The organism is Nevskia sp. (assembly GCF_051860985.1).
GTDB lineage: Bacteria > Pseudomonadota > Gammaproteobacteria > Nevskiales > Nevskiaceae > Nevskia.
This window is the reverse complement of sequence record NZ_JBIMKV010000002.1, coordinates 159,288-180,009: the sequence shown is the minus strand read 5'-3', so window position 1 is coordinate 180,009 and position 20,722 is coordinate 159,288. Positions and strand designations below refer to the sequence as shown.

Genomic DNA, 20,722 nt, shown 5'->3' with positions numbered 1-20,722 from the left:
GACCGACGCATCCGGCTACTGCGGCGCATTGCTGACGAACCACGGCCGGCCGTCGGCGTTCAGGAAGAACTTCCGCTGTTCGTCGAGCGTGAACGGCCGCGAGCCGATGCGGCCGAACACCGCGATCTGGCCTCCGGTCTCGTCGACCGCGCGATCGCGATGCAGGCCTTCGGACAGCGCCCGGGCCGGTGCCCGCGTACGGTGCATGGCGATCAGCTGCGGCCTCGGCTCCGGCGAAAAGCCGTAGAAGCCCGGCTGGGTGTCGGGGGCCATCAGCTGGATCACCTTCAGCCCCGCCGCGCCATCGGCGACATAGGCGAACAACGAAGCATTGGTGGCGCCGACCTTGACGTCGCTGGCATCGCGAATGCGGCCATCGGCTGTGAACTTGGTCAGCAGTGCCGGCGCTTCGGGACGGGTTATGTCGACGATCGCCAGGCCCTCGGCGCCCGCGGCGACGTAGGCGTAGGTGCGCACCAGGTAGACGCGTCGCGCATCGGCCAGCGGCACCCGTGCGGCAGGCAGCACCACGGCCTGGTCCGGGTGGGTGACGTCGACCACCTGCAGGCCGACGTCGGTGGTCGCGAACAGGTAGCGGAACTGCACCGCCGTGGCGCGAACGCCGGCCAGCGGGATGATCCCGGCCTGCCTCGGCTTCAGCGGCTCGCTGAGATCCAGCGTGACGATACCGGCATCGGTCGCCACGTAGACCCAGTTGCCGGCCACCGTGAGATGCCGGGCGCCGTTCAGCACGCCGCCCGGATTCCAGGTCAGCGCCCGGCGCAGCGCATTGTTGCGCGGCTCGCCGTCGGCCAGGGTGTCGATGTCGACCAGGATCAGGCCTTCCTCGCTGTCGGTGATCAGCGCGTAGTGGTAGATCGGCTGGAACGGCTGCTCCTGGTTGACCACCCGCATCAGCTCGCCCTGGTTGCGCTGCGGGTCGATCGGCTGGTTGGTCGGCAGCGCGACGCAGGTGGCGTTCTTCGACGCGATCTTCATGTTCTGCGCCAGCGGCGAGAACGGCGCGGTGACGATGCGCTGGCTGAAGCCCTTGTTGGCGACCGAGGCAGCGTCGTAGACGCGGAAGCCGCCCTGCCCTTCGGCAACGTAGACGTACTCGCCGCGCATCTGCAGGCAGCCGACTTTGCCGCCGGTGGCGTGCGACTGCTCGTCCGGCAGCTCACGGCCGCGCAGCTCGTGCGCCTGGTAGCGCTGCGGGTAGGCATAGCGGTGCAGGTAGCTGCCGATCACCGACTGCGGCTCGTCCCATTCGGTGACCGTGACCGCCGACAGCGCGCCGTCCCCGCCGACCCAGGCGTTGTAGCCGACGAAGTTCATGAAGTTGGTGCCGTGCAGCAACAGCTGCGCCATGATCGCGTTGTTGTCGCCATTGGCCGACAGGTGGCAGTCCTCGCACTGCTTGGTCTCGGTCTTGCGCTCGGTGTGCGGGTAGTGGGTCGCGAAGGCCTGCGACGAGAAGCCGCTGGCCGACACCGGCGGCTGCTGGATGTAGATCTTTTCGCGGTTGGCATTGGTCGACGACAGCACCAGCGCGCTGCTCGACCGCACCGGCGCGATGCGCCCGCCCTTGCCCGGCCCCTGTTTGCCGAGCTGGAACACGTCGTCGCGCACCACCTGCGGGTTGTAGGACGCGAAATTGCGCGTTTCCCCGCCTTCGTAGTGCTGCTTGTCGGACTTGGTGTTGGCCTCGATCGGCAGGTGGCAGCCGCCGCAGCTGGTGGTCCACGAGGTGTGGCAGGTGGTGCACATCATCTCGTCCGGGTTGTGGGCCAGATCGCCCGCCGCGACCTGCGTGCCCCAGCCCTGCTGGGCGGTGTCCTTCGACATCAGCTTGGCGCGCGCCGCCTTGGCGTTGTACTGGGCATCGCCCGGCGTCACCGACTTCTTGACCAGGCTCATCTCCCACTGCAGCCCCTCGGTGACGCTGGAGCGCTGGATCAGCTTGTCGCCGATCCATTCGAAACGCAGCTGGCCGAACGGCGTGCGGGCGGTGGCCATGTTGGTGCCACCGTCCGGCGAGGCCGGGCCGCTGGTGCGCAGCGACGGCAGCGCCTTGGCAGTGCCGTGGCAATCTTGGCACTCGATCTCCACCGCCTGCGCCACTTCGCCATACAGGTGGCCGTCGCCATGGCTGTCCTGCGAGAAGTGGCAGTCGACGCAGTGCATGCCGACATCGACATGGATCGACGACATGTGCACCGCCCGCCCCGGCTTCGGCGTACCGTCCGGATTCTTCTCGAACTTGTTCGGCAGATCGTCCGGCACCACCTTGCCGTCGCTGTCGAGCAGTTGGCCACGGCGGTCGCGCTTGAACACGCCCCGGAAGTTCCAGCCGTGGCCGTGGTAGTCGGCGAACTGGGTGTCCTTCAGGGTCGGGTTCAGCTCGCTGACGCCCTTCAGGAACTCCGGATCGCTCCAGTTGCCGCGGGTGGCGGCTTCCTCGGGATTGCGCTTGTTGATCGCCCGGCGCTCGGCGTGGCTCGGCTTCTTTTCCTGCTTCGGCCACATCGCCGGCGCATCGGACTCGTAGTCCCACATCGTGTAGCCGAGGAAGCTGTTCACGAACACGTTCGGCTGGTGCATGTGGCAGACCATGCACTGGCTGGTCGGGATCGCCGAGCTGAAGGCATGGCTCAGCGGATGCCCCGACGCGTTCTTCGGAATCGTCGGATCGACGCTCTGGCTGGTGCCGGTGTGGCCGAACTTCGCGTAGCCGCCGCTGTGGCGCGGATCGCGGTCGTTGGCGTAGACCACATGGCAGGACGAGCAGCCCGAGGAGCGATAGTCGCCCGGCTGCTCGTTGGTGCCGAGGAACCACATCAGCGGATCGTTCAGGCGGGTCTTGTGAATGTTCAGCACCGGCACCGAAATGCGGTTGCCGGTGCCTGGCCCGCGATTCGACTGCTTGAGATCGGGCCGGCCCGGCTCCTCCAGCCGCTGGATGTTGATACCGAGATTCGGCAGGCCTTGTTCCGGGAACAGGTTCTGGATGTTGCGACCGCCGCGTTCGAAGACCCGGAACACGTCGGCCGGCGGCACCGTTTCCCAGGCCGGCAGCGGCAGCAGGGTCGCGAGGATGCCTTTCTCGGTCATCGCCGCGTCCGGCTTCACCGGGCCGAGGATCTGCGCCGGCTTGCCGTCGCGGCTGTAGGCCTCGCCGAGCGCGTAGCGCTTGAACGGCAGGATGCCGTTGTTGTACGAGGCGCCGCCAAACAGCATCGCGCCGCTGGCCATGATGCTGCGCTCGGCCGCTTCGATGATCGGCAGGTGGCAGGCCCCGCAGGCTTCGCGGACCACGCGGTAATCGCTGGGATTGACGAAGCGGATGAACTCCGGACTTTCCTTGTTCAGCAACGTGTAGCTCTGCTGAGGATTGGCCGACGAGGGCCATTTCCAGGTCTCCGGGTAGCGCGGCAGCACATGCGCGGCTTCCAGCTTCTGCCGGTAGGCCGGCGACGTCGGCGCTTCCGAGGCCAGCCGCATCGTCGCGGCATCGCCGCCGTGGCAGTCGGTGCAGCCGAGCACCACGGCCTCGGTGCCGGCGCGCTGCCGGTGCATGCTGGCGGCATCGGTATCAGTGTGGCAGCTGACGCAGCCGGCCGACTTGGCCGCCGCCGCCTCCGCCGTCTGGCTGCGCGGCGCGAACGGCGCCAGCACGTAGTGGATGTCGCGGGCGTGTTCGCCGTCGGAAGCCATCACGGCCGGCGGCAGGCCCAGTGCCCCGATCACGACGGCGGCAACGGCCCACCCCAGACGCAGCGAAAGATGTCGCATGTCAGTACGCCAGAATCAGATTGAGAAGCACCGAGTAGCCCAGCTGGTCGCCGTACAGCGCCTTGTAGCCGCTCCCCGGCACCAGCATCGCCGCCGAGCCCCGGAACACGATGTTCTGGGTGAAGAACGGCCGCCAGATGGTCGCCACCGACGCATCGAGGCCGATCGAACGCGGGATATGGCCCTGGTTGCGCGCCACTTCCAAGGTGCGGGTGTCGTTGAACCAGAGGTAGTTCAGATTGGTCGACACGCGGAATTGCGGGGTCAGATCGTGATCGCTGCCGACGCCGGCCAGTGCGGTGCCCGGATTGGTGAAGTTCGACTGGCCCTGGGCGATCGAGCTGCGCAGCGAGTTCAGCACGCCGTTGCGGCCGGATACGGTGACGCCGCCGCCGCCGATCAGCGGCAGGTTCTGGCGAATCCAGAAGCTGGTGTCGGCGCCGGCGAAGATCGGCACCTCGGCCACGGCGTCGAAGCCGGTCTCCACGCCGTCGAACGGATCGCGGTCGGCGCTGGCGTAGAGACCGGACAGGCGCAGGCGCGTCCAGTCGAAATCCAGCGAGGCTTCGGCAGCCGCCATGCCGGCGCGGATGTCGGTGCGGCGGTCGACGAAGATGCTGCGGTTCTCGCTGCCGAAAGCGCCGTAGAGCGCCACCGACAGGTTGACCGGCCCGAGATGGCCGTCGCCGTTGTAGCCGATGTAGCCGACGTCGTAATTGCGCGGCTTTTCCAGGCCGATCGGCGCCGGCCGTTCAAGCTGGCCGTTGTTGTTGAACTTGAAGGCCTGGTCGCCTTCCCGGTTGCGGTTGTACAGCGCCACGGCCTGGCTGGTGAAGCCGGGCACCGGGAAGTCCTGCCGGTAGAGGTTGGCGACGAACACATCGTCGCGCCGCTGCCGTGTCCAGGTGTCGTTCAGGCCGCTGTTGGTGTCCTTCTCCAGCCGCCGGAACGCCGCCAGGTTGTACTGCCACAGGTTGTTGTCGCGGATGCCGAACAGGCGCACGCCGAGCTGCTGCTCCTGGAACAGGAAGCCGCGGAAATCCGCCGTGAACGGCTGTATGCCGACCCGGAAGCTGTCGAAGTCGTAGCGGTCGGACACATTGCGCAGGTGCTTGTCGACGAACAGCTCCTGGATGCCGATGTGACCATCGGTCCTGACCTTGGAATCGTCGAGCGGATCGATGCGCAGCACGCGCGCCTGGTTGACCTCGACGCGGTTGACGTTCAACACCGGCACGAAGCGGAATTCCCAGTCCGGCGGCCGGAACGTGGTTTCGCCCTTGAACCAGATCACCGACAGCGTCAGATTCTCGTTGAAGACGTTCTGCTGACCGTTGCCGATGACGCCGAGCTGGCCGCCGCGCAGCTCGCCGGACGGGCCGGTCGGCGTCGGGATGCGGCGCGGCTCGAACACGGTGTCGGAAATCGCCGCGAGGTTCAGGAACCAGTCGTGCCAGACCGGGCGGTCCGACTTCAGCGTGTTCTGGTCGTAGGGGTTCAGCAGCGAGTTGCCGGTGATCGTCTGCCCGGAGCGGCTGCCCTGCCAGGTGTAGACCGGGAAATGCGCCTCGCGCGCACCGGGCGGCAGCGGCACCTGGTTGGTCAGCTGCCAGCGGTCGTCGACGACCACCATCCGGAATTCGGCATCGGGCCCCGGCTTCGGCGCGCCCGGCAGGCCGGCGGCGCGTGCCGTTTTCGCCTCGTCCGGGCCGCTGCCGGCACCGGCGGTCACCGCGCCGGGCGGATTGGCGTTGCCGCGATCGGCGGCCGCGCCAGGACGGCGCGGCAGGCCGGGCTCGCTGGCCTCGGCCGGTGGCACCTCGATCGCCGATGCCGGCGCCGGATCACCCGGACGGCGGCGATTCGAGGCCGGTTCCAGCGCGCCGCCGGCCGGCGCAGGTTCGGCAGGCGGCCGCACCACCGGCTTCGCGGGACGTGCCGACGGCGGTACGACGACCTTGGAATCGCGGTCCGCACCCTGCCCCGGCCGTCGCCGTTCCGCCTGCGCATCGACCGTCGCCGGCACCACCAGGCTGGTGCCGAACAGGAACAGGCAGGCCCAATTGATCATCGGCTTACGGGCGCGCACAGACGTTCTGCTCCGTGCTGTCGATGAAGGGCGCCTGCGGGCACTGGATGTAGCGCGGCTGCAGGCCGCCGATGTCGAGCTGGTCGATGCGCATCGCCGGCGGCGCATTGCCGAAGCCGCTGCCAGCGGCGGCCGCTGCGTTTTCAAGCCCGAGGAAGGCGACCATGTCGTCCTGCTCGATGCCATCGCCCGATACGCCGATCGCGCCGATCAGCGTGCTGCCGCGATAGATCGGCACGCTGCCCGGAAAGATCTGGATGCCGTTGGCGGCTTCCGAAGCGGCCGCCGGCGCCGCGAACGGCACCGCGCCGCTGACCGGGCCGACGCCGACGCAGCTGCGGCCGACGTCGGCGACGCCGAAGGCATCGAGCAGGAACACCACGTGCTGGGCGATGGCGTTGTAGCCGAGGTCCAGCTGCAGGCCGACCGAGAACGGGCTCCAGCGCCGCGGTGCGTCGAAGCTCAGGCTCAGCGGCCCCGGCGGATTGCCGCGGATGCCGTCCGGGTAGAACGGCCGCGCCAGATTGCCGACCGAGCGATTGGCGATCGCGACCGCTCCGTCGTCAAGCATCGTCGGCCGGCCGCTCAGACTGCGCAGGCTCTGCACATAGCGGAACGGGGCGCTCTGTTCGAGCTCCAGGCTCGGAAAGCTGGTGACTACCGGCAGGGTGTCGGTGTCGCCGGCAATCAGATCCGGCTTGATGTAGCCGGCCGGCGGCAGCGCGCCGATCGCAGCGCCGGTGCCTGCCTTCGAGAACAGCAGCGCGGTGCGCGCCTTCTGCAGCGACACATCGATGCCGAACACCGGCGCGTCGCGTCCGCGCGCCAGCGCCAGCACCGAGCCATCGAGATCGATGATCGACACGCTGACTCTCGCCACGGTGCCCAGCGGCCGGCGGATCTGCGCGCGCGCCCGGCCGGCGACCCGCAGCGCTTCGACCATCAGCCCCTGCACTTCGGCCTGGCTCAGACCGGACGGCGCCGATGACGCCCGCACCGGAAAGCGATTGGCGCCGGCGGCGTCGACCAGCACGAAGGCATCTTCGGCCGCCAGCGCGGGTTCGGTGGCCCGCCGGATGCCCGACGCCGGCTCGCCGAACACGGTGCCGGCCAGCACGGTGGCCGCCGAATAGCCGGGTACGGCGAGCAGTTCGCCTTCGGCCGCCAGCGACAGGCTGCCGGCGTTGTTCGGATTGCTGGCCAGATCGGCGAAATCGACATCGGCGAAGCGCAGCGTCTTGCCGTCGACGGTGATCCGGTCGGCGCGACGGTCGCGCGGCGCGCCGAGGCCGAAGCTGGCGGCGACGGCGATCAGTTCGTCGATGTCGCGATCGGCATCGCTGATCGTGGCGTCGTAGGAGTACAGGCCGTCGGCGATCACGCCGACGCCGCCGACCGGCGTGCCATTCAGATACAGCGGCAGCCCGCCGGGATCGGCAGCGAGGCCGAGCGGCGAGCGATGCGGCCCGACCTCGCCAGCGCCGAAGCGCGCCATCAGGTCCGAACAGGGCAGCTGCGAGAACTGCACGCCGAACAGCGGGCCGCCGGTCTGGTTGGCTTCACCCGGATTGAAGGCTTCCTGGACGATCTGGCTGGCGGTTCGGGTGCTGAAGGCATTGCCTTCCGATGACAGGTAGGCAGCGGTGACCGCCTTGGCGATCGCGGCGGCGGCCGAGGGCACCAGATCCACACCTTCCAGGCCGCCGCTGACCGCGATTCCGGCGGGCGAACGCACGGTCGTGAAGCGGCGTGCGCCGGTCATCCGGTAGACGGCCAGCACGTTGCCGACGCGATCGACCACGGCGATGGTCGCCGGCGCGCTGCGGGCCTTGGCCTCCGCGACCGCGCGCCGGATGACGTCTTCGACCGCCGGGATCGACAGTGCTGCGGCGGCGGTGTCCTGGCAGAAACCGGCACAGGCCTGCGGGCCGGCACCGATGCCGTCCGGCCCTGGCGATGTTCCGCTCGTGCAGCCCAGCAAACATGACAACGCGATTCCGGCGACCCACGCAGGAATCCCCCGCCCCCGTGCTAACCCTGACATGCAAGTCCCCCGACTCGCTGAACTGCAAACTCGAATACCGCTTCGATGAGACGGCGCTCCCCAGCGCCGTCCCGTTGTTTGCGTCAGTTAACCGTTTGTCGAGGGAGGAAGTAAAGCGACCCCGCAGCGCAATCGCGGTCAGCTGCGCCGCAGGCCGTCTGAGAAGTGATGCAGTTCACAGTTTCGGAAGCGGGATGGCGGCCGCTGGCGGGCTGCGGCCCGTTCGTCGCGCGCCGGGCGTCGATCAGGTGCCGGTCAGCTGGCGGATCACCAGCGGCCGCAGCTGATCCCAGAGATCGAGTCCGACGTCGGTGGTGCTCTCGATCAGCAGCACGCCGCCATAGCCGAGCCCGAGATCGATCCACGGAGTGGCGCCGAACAGGCCGGGGTCGCTGTATTCCGGCCCACTGCTGCCGGGATGCAGGCGCGGCGCGGAGATGAACACGCCGAGCCCGTAGCCGGGATAGTCGGTCGTGCGGTCGGCCGGAAACGGCTGATATAGCACCGGCAGTCCGGTGGTCTGGTTGCGCAGCAGTTCGGAGACCATCGCGGTCGACAGCACGCGCCGGCCGTCATACAGCCCGTCGTTCAGCAGGACACGCAGCAGCCGCGCGTACGCCGGGGCGCTGGCGACGGCGCCGCCGGCCACTCTCGGATTGCTGACCACGGCCGGATCACCGTAGCTCAGCAGGCCGCCCAGCCCCAGCGGGCTGCCGATGCGGCCGGCGAACAGGTCCTGCCAGTCCTCGCCGCTGACCAATGTCGCGACATACGCGGCCACCTGCATGTCCGCACCGCCGTAGTTGAAGGCACTACCCGGGGCTGCGACCAGCGTGGTCTTGGCGATCGCCTGCGCGCAGTCGCGCAGCGTGCTGAGCCGCTCCAGCAGCAAGCAATCCGGCTGAGTGTCCCCGAGGCCGACGAAGCCAGCGGTGTGGGCCAGCAGCATCCGCAACGTGATCGCGGCCTTGTCGGCCGGCCAGTCGAAACCGGCGTCGCGCGCCAGGTAGTCGCCGACCGGGCGATCGAGCGCCAGCTGGCCGGTGTCGACCAGGGTCAGGATCGCCATCACCGTCGGCAGCTTGCTGGCCGACGCCAGCGGCACCATCTGGTTCAGCGCGATATCGCCGCGCTCGGCCGTGTAGAGCGGACCATCGCGATCGATCAGCGCGAAGCTCGCGCCGTCGATGGTGCCGGCACTCACCGCGCTGTCCAGCGCATCGCCGACGGCGCGCCAGTCATAGAGCACCACCGTCGCCGGCTGTGTGCGGCTGCCGCGTTCGTTGCTGGCTTGCAGCGCGAAGGCGCCGTTGTCGGTGACCGGCAGGCTGATCTCGTTGGTGCCGGTCACGTCGATGTTGCCGGGCAGGAGAAGCAGGCGATCGGCATCCCGGACGCGCCAGCTGAGCGTGACTTCGCGGCCGGCATTGACGCGCGCCGGGCTGGCGCTGAACGACTCGATGACCGGCGCACCGGCGTTGCTGGAACGGCCGCTGCCGCAGGCGGACAGCAGCAGCAAGGGCAGCAGGAAGCTGAGACGCCGCAGCGTCGGCAATCGGATCATGGCGGGAGGGGCCTGTTCGGGCGGCATCGACCGGTGCGCGATGCCATTGCAGCTTCCGACCCGATCGATCGGCATCGGTTCCCGAGCGCTGCGCTGTCACCCGATGGGGCCGGCCATGTGGCCCGAATGCTACAATCCGGGCCGCGTGATGCATCGTCCGTGCCGTTCCCGCGAACCTGGAGTGGGAGTGCCGCGCGCTGCGCCGCCCTCGTCCACCGCCTTCCCACACGGACCTTCACCGCCATGCTGCAAGCCTATCGCCAACACACTGCCGAGCGCGCTGCTCTCGGTATCCCGCCGCTGCCGCTGTCCGCCCAGCAGACCGCCGAGCTGATCGAGCTGATCAAGAACCCGCCGGCTGGCGAAGAAGCTTTCCTCGTGGACCTGCTGACCCATCGCGTGCCGCCCGGCGTCGACGATGCCGCCAAGGTCAAGGCCTCGTTCCTGACCGTGGTCGCCGATGGCGAACTGCCGTGCAAGCTGATCTCGCGCACCAAGGCCACCGAGCTGCTCGGCACCATGGTCGGCGGCTACAACGTCAAGCCGCTGATCGACCTGCTCGGCGATGCCGAAGTCGGCGCAACCGCCGCTGCGGCGCTGAAGAAGACGCTGCTGATGTTCGATTTTTTCCATGACGTCGCCGAACTGGCCAAGGGCGGCAACGCCAACGCCAAGTCGGTGATGCAGTCCTGGGCCGATGCCGAGTGGTTCACCAGCCGTCCGGAAGTGGCCAAGAAGATCACCGTCACCGTGTTCAAGGTGCCCGGCGAGACCAACACCGACGACCTGTCGCCGGCGCCGGACGCCTGGAGCCGCCCGGACATCCCGCTGCATTACCTGGCGATGCTGAAGAACGTGCGCTCCGACGCCGCCTTCACGCCGGAGGAAGACGGCAAGCGCGGTCCGATGAAGTTCATCGACGACCTGAAGAAGAAGGGCAACCTGGTGGCCTACGTCGGCGACGTCGTCGGCACCGGCTCGTCGCGCAAGTCGGCGACCAACTCGGTGATCTGGGCGACCGGCGAAGACATCCCGTTCGTGCCGAACAAGCGTTTCGGCGGCGTGACGCTCGGCGGCAAGATCGCCCCGATCTTCTTCAACACCCAGGAAGATTCCGGCTCGCTGCCGATCGAGGTCGACGTCTCGAAGTTCGAGATGGGCGACGTCATCGACATCTACCCCTACGACGGCAAGATCGAGAAGAGCGGCGCGGTGGCTGCGAATTTCGAACTCAAGAGCCAGGTGCTGCTCGATGAAGTGCGCGCCGGTGGCCGCATCAACCTGATCATCGGCCGCAGCCTGACCGCCAAGGCCCGCGAATTCCTCGGCCTGCCGGCCTCGACGCTGTTCCGCCTGCCGGCGACCCCGAAAGACTCGGGCCGCGGCTACACGCTGGCCCAGAAGATGGTCGGCCGCGCCTGCGGCCTGCCGGAAGGCAAGGGCATCCGCCCGGGCACCTACTGCGAACCGAAGATGACCACGGTCGGCAGCCAGGACACCACCGGTCCGATGACCCGCGACGAGCTGAAGGACCTCGCCTGCCTCGGCTTCTCGGCCGATCTGGTGATGCAGTCGTTCTGCCACACCGCCGCGTATCCGAAGCCGGTCGACGTCAAGACCCATCGCGAGCTGCCGACGTTCATCAGCAACCGCGGCGGCGTCAGCCTGCGTCCGGGCGACGGCGTCATCCACTCCTGGCTCAACCGCCTGCTGCTGCCGGACACCGTCGGCACCGGCGGCGACAGCCACACCCGCTTCCCAATCGGCATCTCGTTCCCGGCTGGTTCGGGTCTGGTCGCCTTCGGTGCAGCCACCGGCGTGATGCCGCTGGACATGCCGGAATCGGTGCTGGTGCGCTTCAAGGGCAGCATGCAGCCGGGCGTCACGCTGCGTGACCTCGTCCACGCGATCCCGCTGTACGCGATCAAGGCCGGGCTGCTGACCGTCGCCAAGGCCGGCAAGAAGAACATCTTCTCGGGCCGCATCCTGGAAATCGAAGGTCTGCCGGATCTGAAGGTCGAACAGGCGTTCGAGCTGTCCGACGCCTCGGCCGAGCGCTCGGCCGCCGGCTGCACGATCAAGCTCAACCAGGCCCCGGTGATCGAGTACATGAACTCGAACATCGTGCTGATGAAGAACATGATCGCCAACGGCTACAAGGACGCCCGCACCCTGGAACGCCGCATCAAGAAGATGCAGGAGTGGCTGGCCAAGCCGAGCCTGCTCGAAGCCGACAAGGACGCCGAGTACGCCGCCGTCATCGAGATCGATCTCGCCGACATCAAGGAGCCGATCGTCTGCTGCCCGAACGATCCGGATGACGCGAAGTTCCTGTCGGAAGTCGCCGGTGCCAAGATCGACGAAGCCTTCATCGGTTCGTGCATGACCAACATCGGTCACTTCCGCGCCGCCAGCAAGGTGCTGGAAGGCCAGAAGGACATCCCGGTCCGCCTCTGGGTCGCCCCGCCGACCAAGATGGACGCCGAGAAGCTGACGCAGGAAGGCGTCTACAACACCTTCGGCACCGCCGGTGCGCGCACAGAAATGCCGGGCTGCAGCCTGTGCATGGGCAACCAGGCGCAGATCAAGGAAGGCTCGACGGCGATCTCCACGTCAACGCGCAACTTCCCGAACCGTCTCGGCAAGAACACCAACGTGTATCTGGGCTCGGCGGAACTGGCGGCGGTGGCCTCGAAGCTCGGTCGTCTGCCGACCGTTGCCGAGTACCTGCAGGAGACCGGCGTGGTCGCCAAGAACGCCGACAAGATCTACCAGTACCTGAACTTCAACCAGATCGACGAGTACGTCGAGACGGCCAAGGAAGTGACGGTGGCCTGAGGTCCGGCACCGCGTCGCGGGTCGGCATGACCGCGACGGCTGCAACGGAAAGCCCGCTGGCGCAAGCCGGCGGGCTTTCTGCTTTCCGTCGTCGGCGGGCCGCGTCTCAGCTGCGCAGCATCTGCACCGCACCGAGCAGCAGCCGCGTGTTGGCGGCCACCAGATGCTGGCGATCGGCGCGGTAGCCGCTGAGCAGCCACTGCAGCGCCGACTGGCTCACCGCGCCGACCAGTCCGAAGCCGGTGAACTGCATGTCGTCCGGATGCAGCTTCATGTCCGGCACCAAGGTCCGCGCCAGCGTGATCAGCAGGTCCGCGAAACGCTGAATCCGTTCGATGTACAGCGCATCGATGCGGGCGCTGACGCCCAGCACCTCCAGCCAGCAGATGCGGGCCACCTCCGGATTCTCGAACGAGGTGAAAAAGGCGCCGACGCCGGCGGTGACGATGCGCTCGGCGTGACCGCCGGGCAGTTCCTGCATCAGCGCCCGCATGACCGTGGCCTGGATGTCGTCAATCGCTTCGGCGTAGACCGCCGCCAGCAGGTCCTCGGTATCGACGAAGTTCTTGTAGAAGTAGCGGTCGATCAATCCCGCCTGCTTGCACAGTGTTCTTACTGTCGTCGCCCGATAGCCGACGCTGCCGAACAGCTGGCGTCCCGCCGCCATGAACTGCTGGCGCTGGCGGGCCTGTCGTTCGGCCGCGCTTTCGCCGCCGTAGGTCCTTCCCGCTGCTTCCGGACGTCGCTTGCTGGTCATGTCGTTATTTGACGACGCACAACCTCAGATGTAAAGTGAGGGCATTCGTCATCACATAAACGCGAGGCCGCAAGGCCCGGAGGCAGTGCGGACCATGAACAGCTACAAGGTCGTGATCATCGGCAGCGGCTTCGGCGGGCAATGCGCCGCGCTGCGCCTGCTGGAACAGGGCATCACCGATTTCCGCATCCTTGAACGGCGGCCGTTCATGGGTGGCACCTGGTGCCAGAACAGCTATCCGGGCGCGGCGGTCGACGTGCAGTCGCCGCTCTATTCGATCTCCTCGGAGCCCTACGCCTGGTCGCAGATGTTTGCCGAGCAGGAAGAGCTGCAGCGCTACACCAACGAGGTGATCGACAAGCATGGCCTTCGGCAGCGCACCACGGTCAACGCCAATGTGCGCGAAGTGCGCTGGAACGAAACCGCCAAGCGCTGGATCGTGACCACCGACGCCGCCGGCACCTTCGAGGCGCAGATCCTGATCAATGCCTCCGGCCCCTTGAGCACGCCGGTGATTCCGAACTTCCCGGGCCGCGACACGTTCCAGGGCAAGAGTTTCCACACCAATGCCTGGGACCACAGCTACGACTATCGCGGCAAGCGCGTGGCGATCATCGGCAGCGGGGCCAGTGCCGCGCAGGTGATTCCGGCGATCGCCGACAAGGTCGGCGCACTGCACGTATTCCAGCGCTCGCCTCACTGGGTACTGCCGCGTCCGGACCGCAAGTTCTCGCCGTTCCAGCGCAAGCTGCTCGGCGTGAAATGGCTGCACAAGGCGCTCAGGCTCGCGATCTATTGGGGCCTCGAAACCCGCGTCATCGGCTTCAAATATTCGAAGACGATGCTGAACCTCGTCGCCCAGCGCGAGGCACTGAATCATCTCAAGAAGCAGGTGCCAGACCCGGTGCTGCGCCAGAAGCTGACGCCGGATTTCACCATCGGCTGCAAGCGCATCATCCTGTCGAGCACCTTGTACCCGGCGCTGTCGCGGCCGAATGTCAGCCTGCATGACCGCCACGACGGCATCCGCGAGATCAACGAACGCGGCATCGTCACCGCCAGCGGCGAACAGCTCGATCTCGACCTGATCGTCTACTCCACTGGCTACGACGCGACCGACGGCGTCATCTCCTACCCGGTGATCGGCCGCGACGGCGTCAGCCTCGCCAAAGTCTGGGAGGAGTACCCGCGCGCCTACCTCGGCACTGCGATTCCCGGCTTCCCGAACCTGTTCGTCGTCACCGGCCCGAATACCGGCATCGGCCATACCTCGGCGATCTTCGTCATCGAATCGCAGATGAACTACATCGTGAACAGCCTCCGGCAGCTCGAAAACTCGGGCAAGCAGTCGATCGAAGTCAGCCGCGAGGCCGAGGACGCCTACACGCGGATGGTCCACTCGGAAATGGAGAAGACGGTCTGGAAGGCCGGCGGCTGCAAGAGCTGGTACCAGTCGAAGTCCGGCCATGTGATCGCGATGTTCCCCGGCTTCAGCTTCACCTATCGCCGGCTCGCGAGCCGCTTCCGTCCGCAGCACCACGTGTTCGCCTGAGCCCTCCGCCATGAAGGATTTCCGCAACAAGGTCGTGGTGGTCACCGGAGCCGGTTCGGGCATGGGCCGCGCGTATGCGGTCGAGTTCGCGAGGCTGGGTGCGAAGCTGGCACTGAACGACTACGACGCCGCCAGCCTCGCCGAAACGGTGGCACTGATCGCAGGCCAACCGGGCATCGCGATCCACAGCGCCGCGTTTGATGTCTCCGATCGCCGCGCGATGGAAGGCTTCGCCGCCGAGGTGCAGGCGAAGCTCGGCAACGCCCACGTGATCATCAACAACGCCGGTATCGCCGGGGCCGGCAAGCCGGTCTGGGCCACACCGGTCGAGACCATCGAGCGGGTCATGCGCATCAACTTTTATGGCGTGGTCCACGGCACCCAGGTGTTCCTGCCGCAGCTCATCGCCAATGGCGAAGGCGCGGTAGTCAACGTGTCGAGCATCTTCGGGCTGATCGGCCCGCCGAATCACTGCGACTACAGCGCCTCGAAATTCGCCGTGCGCGGCTTCACCGAAGCGCTGATGACCGAGTTGCAGGAATCGCCGATCTCGGTGCATCTGGTCCATCCGGGCGGCATCGCCACCAACATCGCCAACGCACCACAGCATCAGGCGTTCTCGAACAAGTACCTGTCGACGCCGCCGGAGGCGATCGTCCGCCACGTGATCCGCGGCATCCGGCGCGGCACGCCGAAGATGGTCTACGGCAAGGACTCGCTGAAGACCTGGCTCGGCGCCAACCTGCTGCCGCTGCGGCTGCTGAACCCGATCGTCTGGCGCGACCTGCGCGGCGTCATCGACCGCAGCGACTACCCGCCCCCGGCCGCCAAGGCCGCCGCTCGCCGTCGGAAGCAGGCCTCATGAAGCGGCCCTTCCTGATCACGGCAGCCATCGCCGCGCTCGGCTTCACCGGCTGGGCAGTCCTCACTTACCCGGCGGTCGGCAAGCTGGCGCTGGATGCCGATACCCGCATCGAGACCGCGATTGCGGGACTGAAGCGCGCCACGGTCGATGTCGGCGACAGCCGCATGATGACCTGGCAGGGCGGCCCGGCCGATGCGGTAGAGACCGTGGTGATGATCCACGGCTACAGCGCCGACAAGACCGTGTGGATGCGCTTCGCGCCGCACTTCACCGATCGCTACCGGGTGCTGGTGCTCGACCTGCCCGGCCACGGCGAAACACCGTTCGATCCGGCGCTGCGCTACGACACGATGAGCCAGGCGCAGCGGGTGCTGAAGGCGATGGACGCGCTCGGCATCGCGAAGGCGCATCTGGTCGGCAATTCGATGGGCGGCTTCATCGCCGCCCAGCTGGCGCTGCATCACCCGGATCGCGTGCAGAGCGCCACCCTGATGGACGCCGCCGGCGTCACCGCGCCGACCCCGAGCGACATGGAGCAGATGCTGAGTCGCGGCGAAGGCAATCCGTTCGAAGTGAACAGCCGAAAGGATTTCGACGCGTTCTACGCGATGACCATGGCCCAGCCGCCGTGGGTGCCGGGCATGACCCTGGACTGGATCGCCGCGGACTACGCCGTGCGCCGCGCGTCGCTGGCGCGCATCTTCACGGACTTCCGCGGTGTCGATCTGCTCGATACGCGGCTCGCCGAAATCACCGTGCCGGTGCTGGTGATGTGGGGCGATCAGGACCGCCTCGTGCACCGCAGCGCCGCCGACGTCTGGGCGCGCGGCATTCCCGGCGCGCAGCTCGTCACCTACCCCGACCTGGGCCACATGCCGATGGTCGAAGACCCGGCCCGCAGCGCCGCCGACGTCCGCAAGTTCATCGGCCACCACGGCTGACCCCCACCCGATTAGAGGAGCCGTTTCATGGAATTCACCTGCGAACACCATTTCAACGCCACCGTCGACCAGGTGCTGGCGATGTACCGCGACCCCGACTACATCCCGAGCAAGTACCGCGAACTGGGCCTGCGCGACATCGAGATCGTCTCGCGCACGGCGGACGACCAGCACTTCCAGGTAGTCTGCCGCTTCAAGCGCAAGTCCAGCATCGAGGTGCCGAAGATGGCCCAGAAGTTCATTGGCAGCAGCGACTGGGTACCGGCGCAGCAGACCGATCGCTGGGACATCGCCAGCCGCAGCGGCCGCCTCGATGTGGTCATCGAACCGCTGAAGTCGATCACCTCGATCCGCTGCGAAATGAAGCTGGAAGCCACGCCGGCCGGCGCCGTGAACCGGATGCGCTGGATCGTCGACTGCTCGGTGCCGCTGGTGGGCGGCACGATGGCCAAGTTCATTGCCCAGGACATCCAGCGCAAGTCCGAACAGGACGGTCTGGTCGCCCAGCGGCTGCTCGCTGCCCGAGGCTGAGGCGCGGCGCAGGCCGGTCTGAAGCGGGTCTTCTGTAGCGGGTCGGGCCAGCACGCGGGGCTTGCCTGAACGCCGGCTTGCCGCCAAGGTCTCTACAGGCAGGCGGTGTTCGCCGGCCTCAGGAGACTGACATGCTCGACAGCTTCAAAACCCGCGCCACGCTTGCCATCGGGTCGACCCGGTACACCTACCACGACCTGACCCAGCTGGAGCCGGCGTTCCGGGTCTCGCGCCTGCCGTACAGCTACAAGATCCTGCTGGAAAACCTGCTGCGCCATGAGGACGGCGTCGCCACCACGGCCGACGACATCCGGGCGCTGGCCTCGGCCGACCTCCGTGCGCTCGCCGCCAAGGACATCAACTTCACGCCGGCCCGGGTGATCCTGCAGGACTTCACCGGCGTGCCCTGCGTGGTCGACCTCGCGGCGATGCGCGATGCCATGAAGGCACTCGGCGGCGACGCCACCAGGATCAACCCGCTGTGCCCGGTCGAACTGGTCATCGACCACTCGGTGATGATCGACCACTACGGTTCGCGCGCCGCGCTTGATCTCAATGCCAAGGTCGAATTCCAGCGCAACGAGGAGCGCTACACCTTCCTGCGCTGGGGCCAGGAGGCGCTGAAGAACTTCAAGGCGGTGCCGCCGGATACCGGCATCGTCCACCAGGTCAACATCGAGTACCTCGCCCGCGTGGTGTTCGAGAACGACGACGGCGTCCTCTATCCGGATTCCTGCTTCGGCACCGACAGTCACACGACGATGGTCAACGGCATCGGCGTGCTCGGCTGGGGCGTCGGCGGCATCGAGGCGGAAGCGGCGATGCTCGGCCAGCCGTCGTCGATGCTGATGCCGGAAGTGATCGGCGTGCGGGTCACCGGCAAGCTGGCCGAGGGCGCCACCGCGACCGATCTGGTGCTGACCGTCACCGAGATGCTGAGAGCCCGCGGCGTGGTCGAGAAGTTCGTCGAGTTCTTCGGCCCGGGCCTGGCGAACCTGTCGGCCAGCGATCGCAACACCATCGGCAACATGGCACCGGAATACGGCGCTACCTGCGGCATCTTCCCGATCGACAGCGAAACCCTTGCCTACCTGCGGCTGACCGGTCGCAGCGAAGCGCATCTGGCGGTGGTCGAGGCCTACGCCAAGGCGCAGGGCCTGTGGTGGACACCGGACGCGCCGGAGGCCGAGTACACCGATGTGCTGCACCTGGACCTGTCGACCATCCAGCCGTCGCTGGCCGGCCCGAAGCGGCCGCAGGACCGCGTGCTGCTGGGCAAGGTCAAGGCCAATTTCCGCGCCGCCTTGGCCGCCGAGCAAAAGACCCGTCCGTCGCAGGGGCCGGCCACCGTCAGCGATGCCGGCCAGCGCTACGCGCTGCACGACGGCGCGGTGGTGATCGCGGCGATCACCAGCTGCACCAATACCTCCAACCCCAGTGTCCTGATCGGCGCCGGCCTGCTGGCGAAGAAAGCGCGCGCGCTGGGCCTGACGACCAAGCCCTGGGTCAAGACCTCGCTGGCACCGGGCTCCAAGGCGGTCACCGAATACCTCGCCAAGGCCGGCCTGAACGATGACCTGGAACACCTCGGCTTCCATGTCGTCGCCTATGGCTGCACCACCTGCATCGGCAATTCCGGCCCGCTGAACCCGGCGATCGGCGAGGCGATCCAGAAGCACCGCCTGAGCGTCTCGGCGGTGCTGTCCGGCAATCGCAACTTCGAGGGCCGCATCCACCAGGACGTGCGGATGAACTACCTGGCCAGCCCGCCGCTGGTGGTGGCCTACGCGATCGCCGGCACCACCGACATCGATCTCAGCGCCGAGCCGATCGGCCAGGGCAGCAACGGACAGGACGTCTACCTGAAGGACATCTGGCCGAGCAATGCCGAGATCCAGTCGGCGGTCGCGGCGGCGGTGACGCCGGAGCTGTTCCGCAAGAGCTATGACGGCGTGCTGGGCGGCGACGCCCGCTGGCAGGGTATCCGGGTGACGAAGTCGGAAACCTATCCCTGGGATGCCCGTTCGACCTACGTGCAGAACCCGCCGTACTTCACCGGCATGACGCTGACACCGCCGGGCATCCCGACCATCCGCGGCGCGCGGGTGCTGGCGCTGCTCGGCGATTCGATCACCACGGATCACATCAGCCCGGCCGGCGATATCCCGGTCGACAGCCCGGCCGGCCGCTACCTGCAGGCGCACGGCGTGCAGCGGGCCGACTTCAACAGCCTGGGCTCGCGGCGCGGCAATCACGAAATCATGATGCGCGGCACGTTCGCCAACACCCGCATCCGGAACGCGATGACGCCGGGTGTCGAAGGCGGCGTGTCGCGCCATTTCGATGGCGACACCGCCGGCCCGGTGGAAGCGATCTACGACGTGGCGATGCGCTACGCCGCCAGCGGCACGCCGCTGGTGGTGCTGGCCGGCAAGGAATACGGCACCGGCTCGTCACGCGACTGGGCGGCCAAGGGCACGCGGCTGCTCGGCGTGAAGGCAGTGATCTCGGAAAGCTTCGAGCGCATCCACCGCGCCAACCTGGTCGGCATGGGCGTGCTGCCGCTGAACTTCGTCGATGGCGACAACGCCGCCACGCTCGGCCTCGACGGCAGCGAGGTCTACGACATCGACGGCCTGCTCGACGGCGCCGAAACGGTGGCCGTCACCGCCCGCCGGGCCGATGGCACACAGCGCCGCTTCAGCGCCCGGGTGCGCATCAACACGCCGGTCGAATGGGCCTACTACCGGCATGGCGGCGTGCTGCCGTACATGCTGCGGCAGATGGCGGCCTGAACCGGCGCTGCGTCCGGCGCCGGCCACGGAATGCGGGCCCACCCGCATCCCGCCAGCCGGCGGCCGGCGTGCTGCAAACTTCCGCTTCCCGATTCCGACCCGCCCGCCAATGACCGACGATCCCTATGCCGCGATGAAGGCCGCCCAGCGCGAAGGCTGGGGCCTGTTTGCACCGATTGCCCCGTTCACCACGCCGGCCGCCGCCGCGCTGGTCCGCTATGCCGGGATCGGCCGCGGCCAGCAGGTGCTCGACGTGGCCTGCGGCACCGGCGTCGTCGCCATCACCGCCGCGCTGCAGGGCGCGATGGTCAGCGGCCTGGATCTGGCGCCGGCGCTGCTCGTCGAGGCCCGCCGCAACGCCACGCTGATCGAAGCGCCGATCGCCTTTCTGGAAGGCGATGTCGAGGCGCTGCCGTACCCGGATGCTCACTTCGATGTCGTGGTCAGCCAGTTCGGCCACATGTTCGCGCCGCGCCCGGAGCGGGCGATCGCCGAGATGCTGCGGGTGCTGAAGCCCGGCGGCCGGATCGCCTTCTCGACCTGGCCGCCGGAGCTGTGCATCGGCCGCCTGTTCGACCTGGTCGGCCGCTACCTGCCCGGCCCGCCCGGCGCCGCAGCGCCGAGCAGCTGGGGCGAGACCGCCAACATCCGCCGCTGGCTCGGCGCGGCCACCGGCGAACCCGAGTTCCATCGCGACGAGATGAGCATCCCGGCACTGAGCCCGCGTCACTACGGGGCCAGCATGGAACTGACCGCCGCACCGTTCATCAAGGTGGTGCAGGGTCTCGCCGCCGAGCCCGAACGGCTGGCCGCATTCCGCGCCGAAGTGATCGCCATCGTGCAGACCTACTTCGCCGACAACCGCGTGCGCCAGTCCTACCTGATGAGCCGCGCCCTCAAGCGCTGACCGGATCGCCGCCCGCGCAGGGCGCGCGGCATGCCGAAACCGGT

At 67.8% G+C, this 20,722-nt stretch carries 12 protein-coding genes; 7 read left to right on the top strand and 5 right to left on the bottom strand.

Annotated features, from left to right (window positions below):
- Window positions 1–15 precede the first annotated feature (15 nt).
- From ACTIGJ_RS03060 to ACTIGJ_RS03045, 4 genes are all read right to left on the bottom strand, one after another.
- Complete coding sequence (locus ACTIGJ_RS03060; protein WP_439638808.1) at window positions 16–3,795, bottom strand: hypothetical protein; 3,780 nt, start codon at window positions 3,793–3,795, stop codon at window positions 16–18.
- A 1-nt stretch (window position 3,796) separates the two neighbouring features.
- Complete coding sequence (locus ACTIGJ_RS03055; protein ID WP_439638807.1) at window positions 3,797–5,866, bottom strand: hypothetical protein; 2,070 nt, start codon at window positions 5,864–5,866, stop codon at window positions 3,797–3,799.
- Between the two features lie 4 nt (window positions 5,867–5,870).
- On the bottom strand, window positions 5,871–7,865 hold the full coding sequence (locus tag ACTIGJ_RS03050; RefSeq protein WP_439638806.1) for a heme-binding protein: 1,995 nt from the start codon (window positions 7,863–7,865) through the stop codon (window positions 5,871–5,873).
- A 307-nt stretch (window positions 7,866–8,172) separates the two neighbouring features.
- Entirely contained in the window at window positions 8,173–9,492 is a 1,320-nt protein-coding gene (locus tag ACTIGJ_RS03045) for a serine hydrolase domain-containing protein (RefSeq protein WP_439638805.1), read from the bottom strand.
- A gap of 243 nt (window positions 9,493–9,735) precedes the next feature.
- Between ACTIGJ_RS03045 and acnB the strand changes: the two genes are divergently transcribed.
- A complete protein-coding gene (gene acnB, locus ACTIGJ_RS03040) occupies window positions 9,736–12,330 on the top strand; it encodes a bifunctional aconitate hydratase 2/2-methylisocitrate dehydratase (protein WP_439638804.1) in 2,595 nt (864 codons plus the stop codon).
- A 106-nt stretch (window positions 12,331–12,436) separates the two neighbouring features.
- Here the strand turns inward: acnB and ACTIGJ_RS03035 are convergent, their stop codons facing one another.
- Window positions 12,437–13,087 (bottom strand): TetR/AcrR family transcriptional regulator, encoded by a 651-nt coding sequence (locus tag ACTIGJ_RS03035; protein ID WP_439638803.1) that lies wholly within the window; start codon window positions 13,085–13,087, stop codon window positions 12,437–12,439.
- A 94-nt stretch (window positions 13,088–13,181) separates the two neighbouring features.
- Between ACTIGJ_RS03035 and ACTIGJ_RS03030 the strand changes: the two genes are divergently transcribed.
- From ACTIGJ_RS03030 to ACTIGJ_RS03005, 6 genes are all read left to right on the top strand, one after another.
- Window positions 13,182–14,639, top strand: coding sequence for a flavin-containing monooxygenase (locus ACTIGJ_RS03030; protein ID WP_439638802.1), 1,458 nt, complete (start codon window positions 13,182–13,184; stop codon window positions 14,637–14,639).
- 10 nt (window positions 14,640–14,649) lie between these two features.
- Entirely contained in the window at window positions 14,650–15,504 is an 855-nt protein-coding gene (locus tag ACTIGJ_RS03025; RefSeq protein WP_439638801.1) for an SDR family NAD(P)-dependent oxidoreductase, read from the top strand.
- Window positions 15,501–16,445 (top strand): alpha/beta fold hydrolase, encoded by a 945-nt coding sequence (locus tag ACTIGJ_RS03020; RefSeq protein WP_439638800.1) that lies wholly within the window; start codon window positions 15,501–15,503, stop codon window positions 16,443–16,445. Before ACTIGJ_RS03025 ends, ACTIGJ_RS03020 begins: the two co-directional genes overlap by 4 nt.
- Window positions 16,446–16,472: 27 nt before the next feature.
- Complete coding sequence (locus tag ACTIGJ_RS03015) at window positions 16,473–16,976, top strand: DUF2505 domain-containing protein (RefSeq protein WP_439638799.1); 504 nt, start codon at window positions 16,473–16,475, stop codon at window positions 16,974–16,976.
- A 131-nt stretch (window positions 16,977–17,107) separates the two neighbouring features.
- Window positions 17,108–19,771 (top strand): aconitate hydratase AcnA, encoded by a 2,664-nt coding sequence (acnA, locus tag ACTIGJ_RS03010; RefSeq protein ID WP_439638798.1) that lies wholly within the window; start codon window positions 17,108–17,110, stop codon window positions 19,769–19,771.
- Between the two features lie 109 nt (window positions 19,772–19,880).
- Window positions 19,881–20,678, top strand: coding sequence for a class I SAM-dependent methyltransferase (locus ACTIGJ_RS03005; RefSeq protein WP_439638797.1), 798 nt, complete (start codon window positions 19,881–19,883; stop codon window positions 20,676–20,678).
- The last annotated feature ends 44 nt before the right edge of the window (window positions 20,679–20,722 follow it).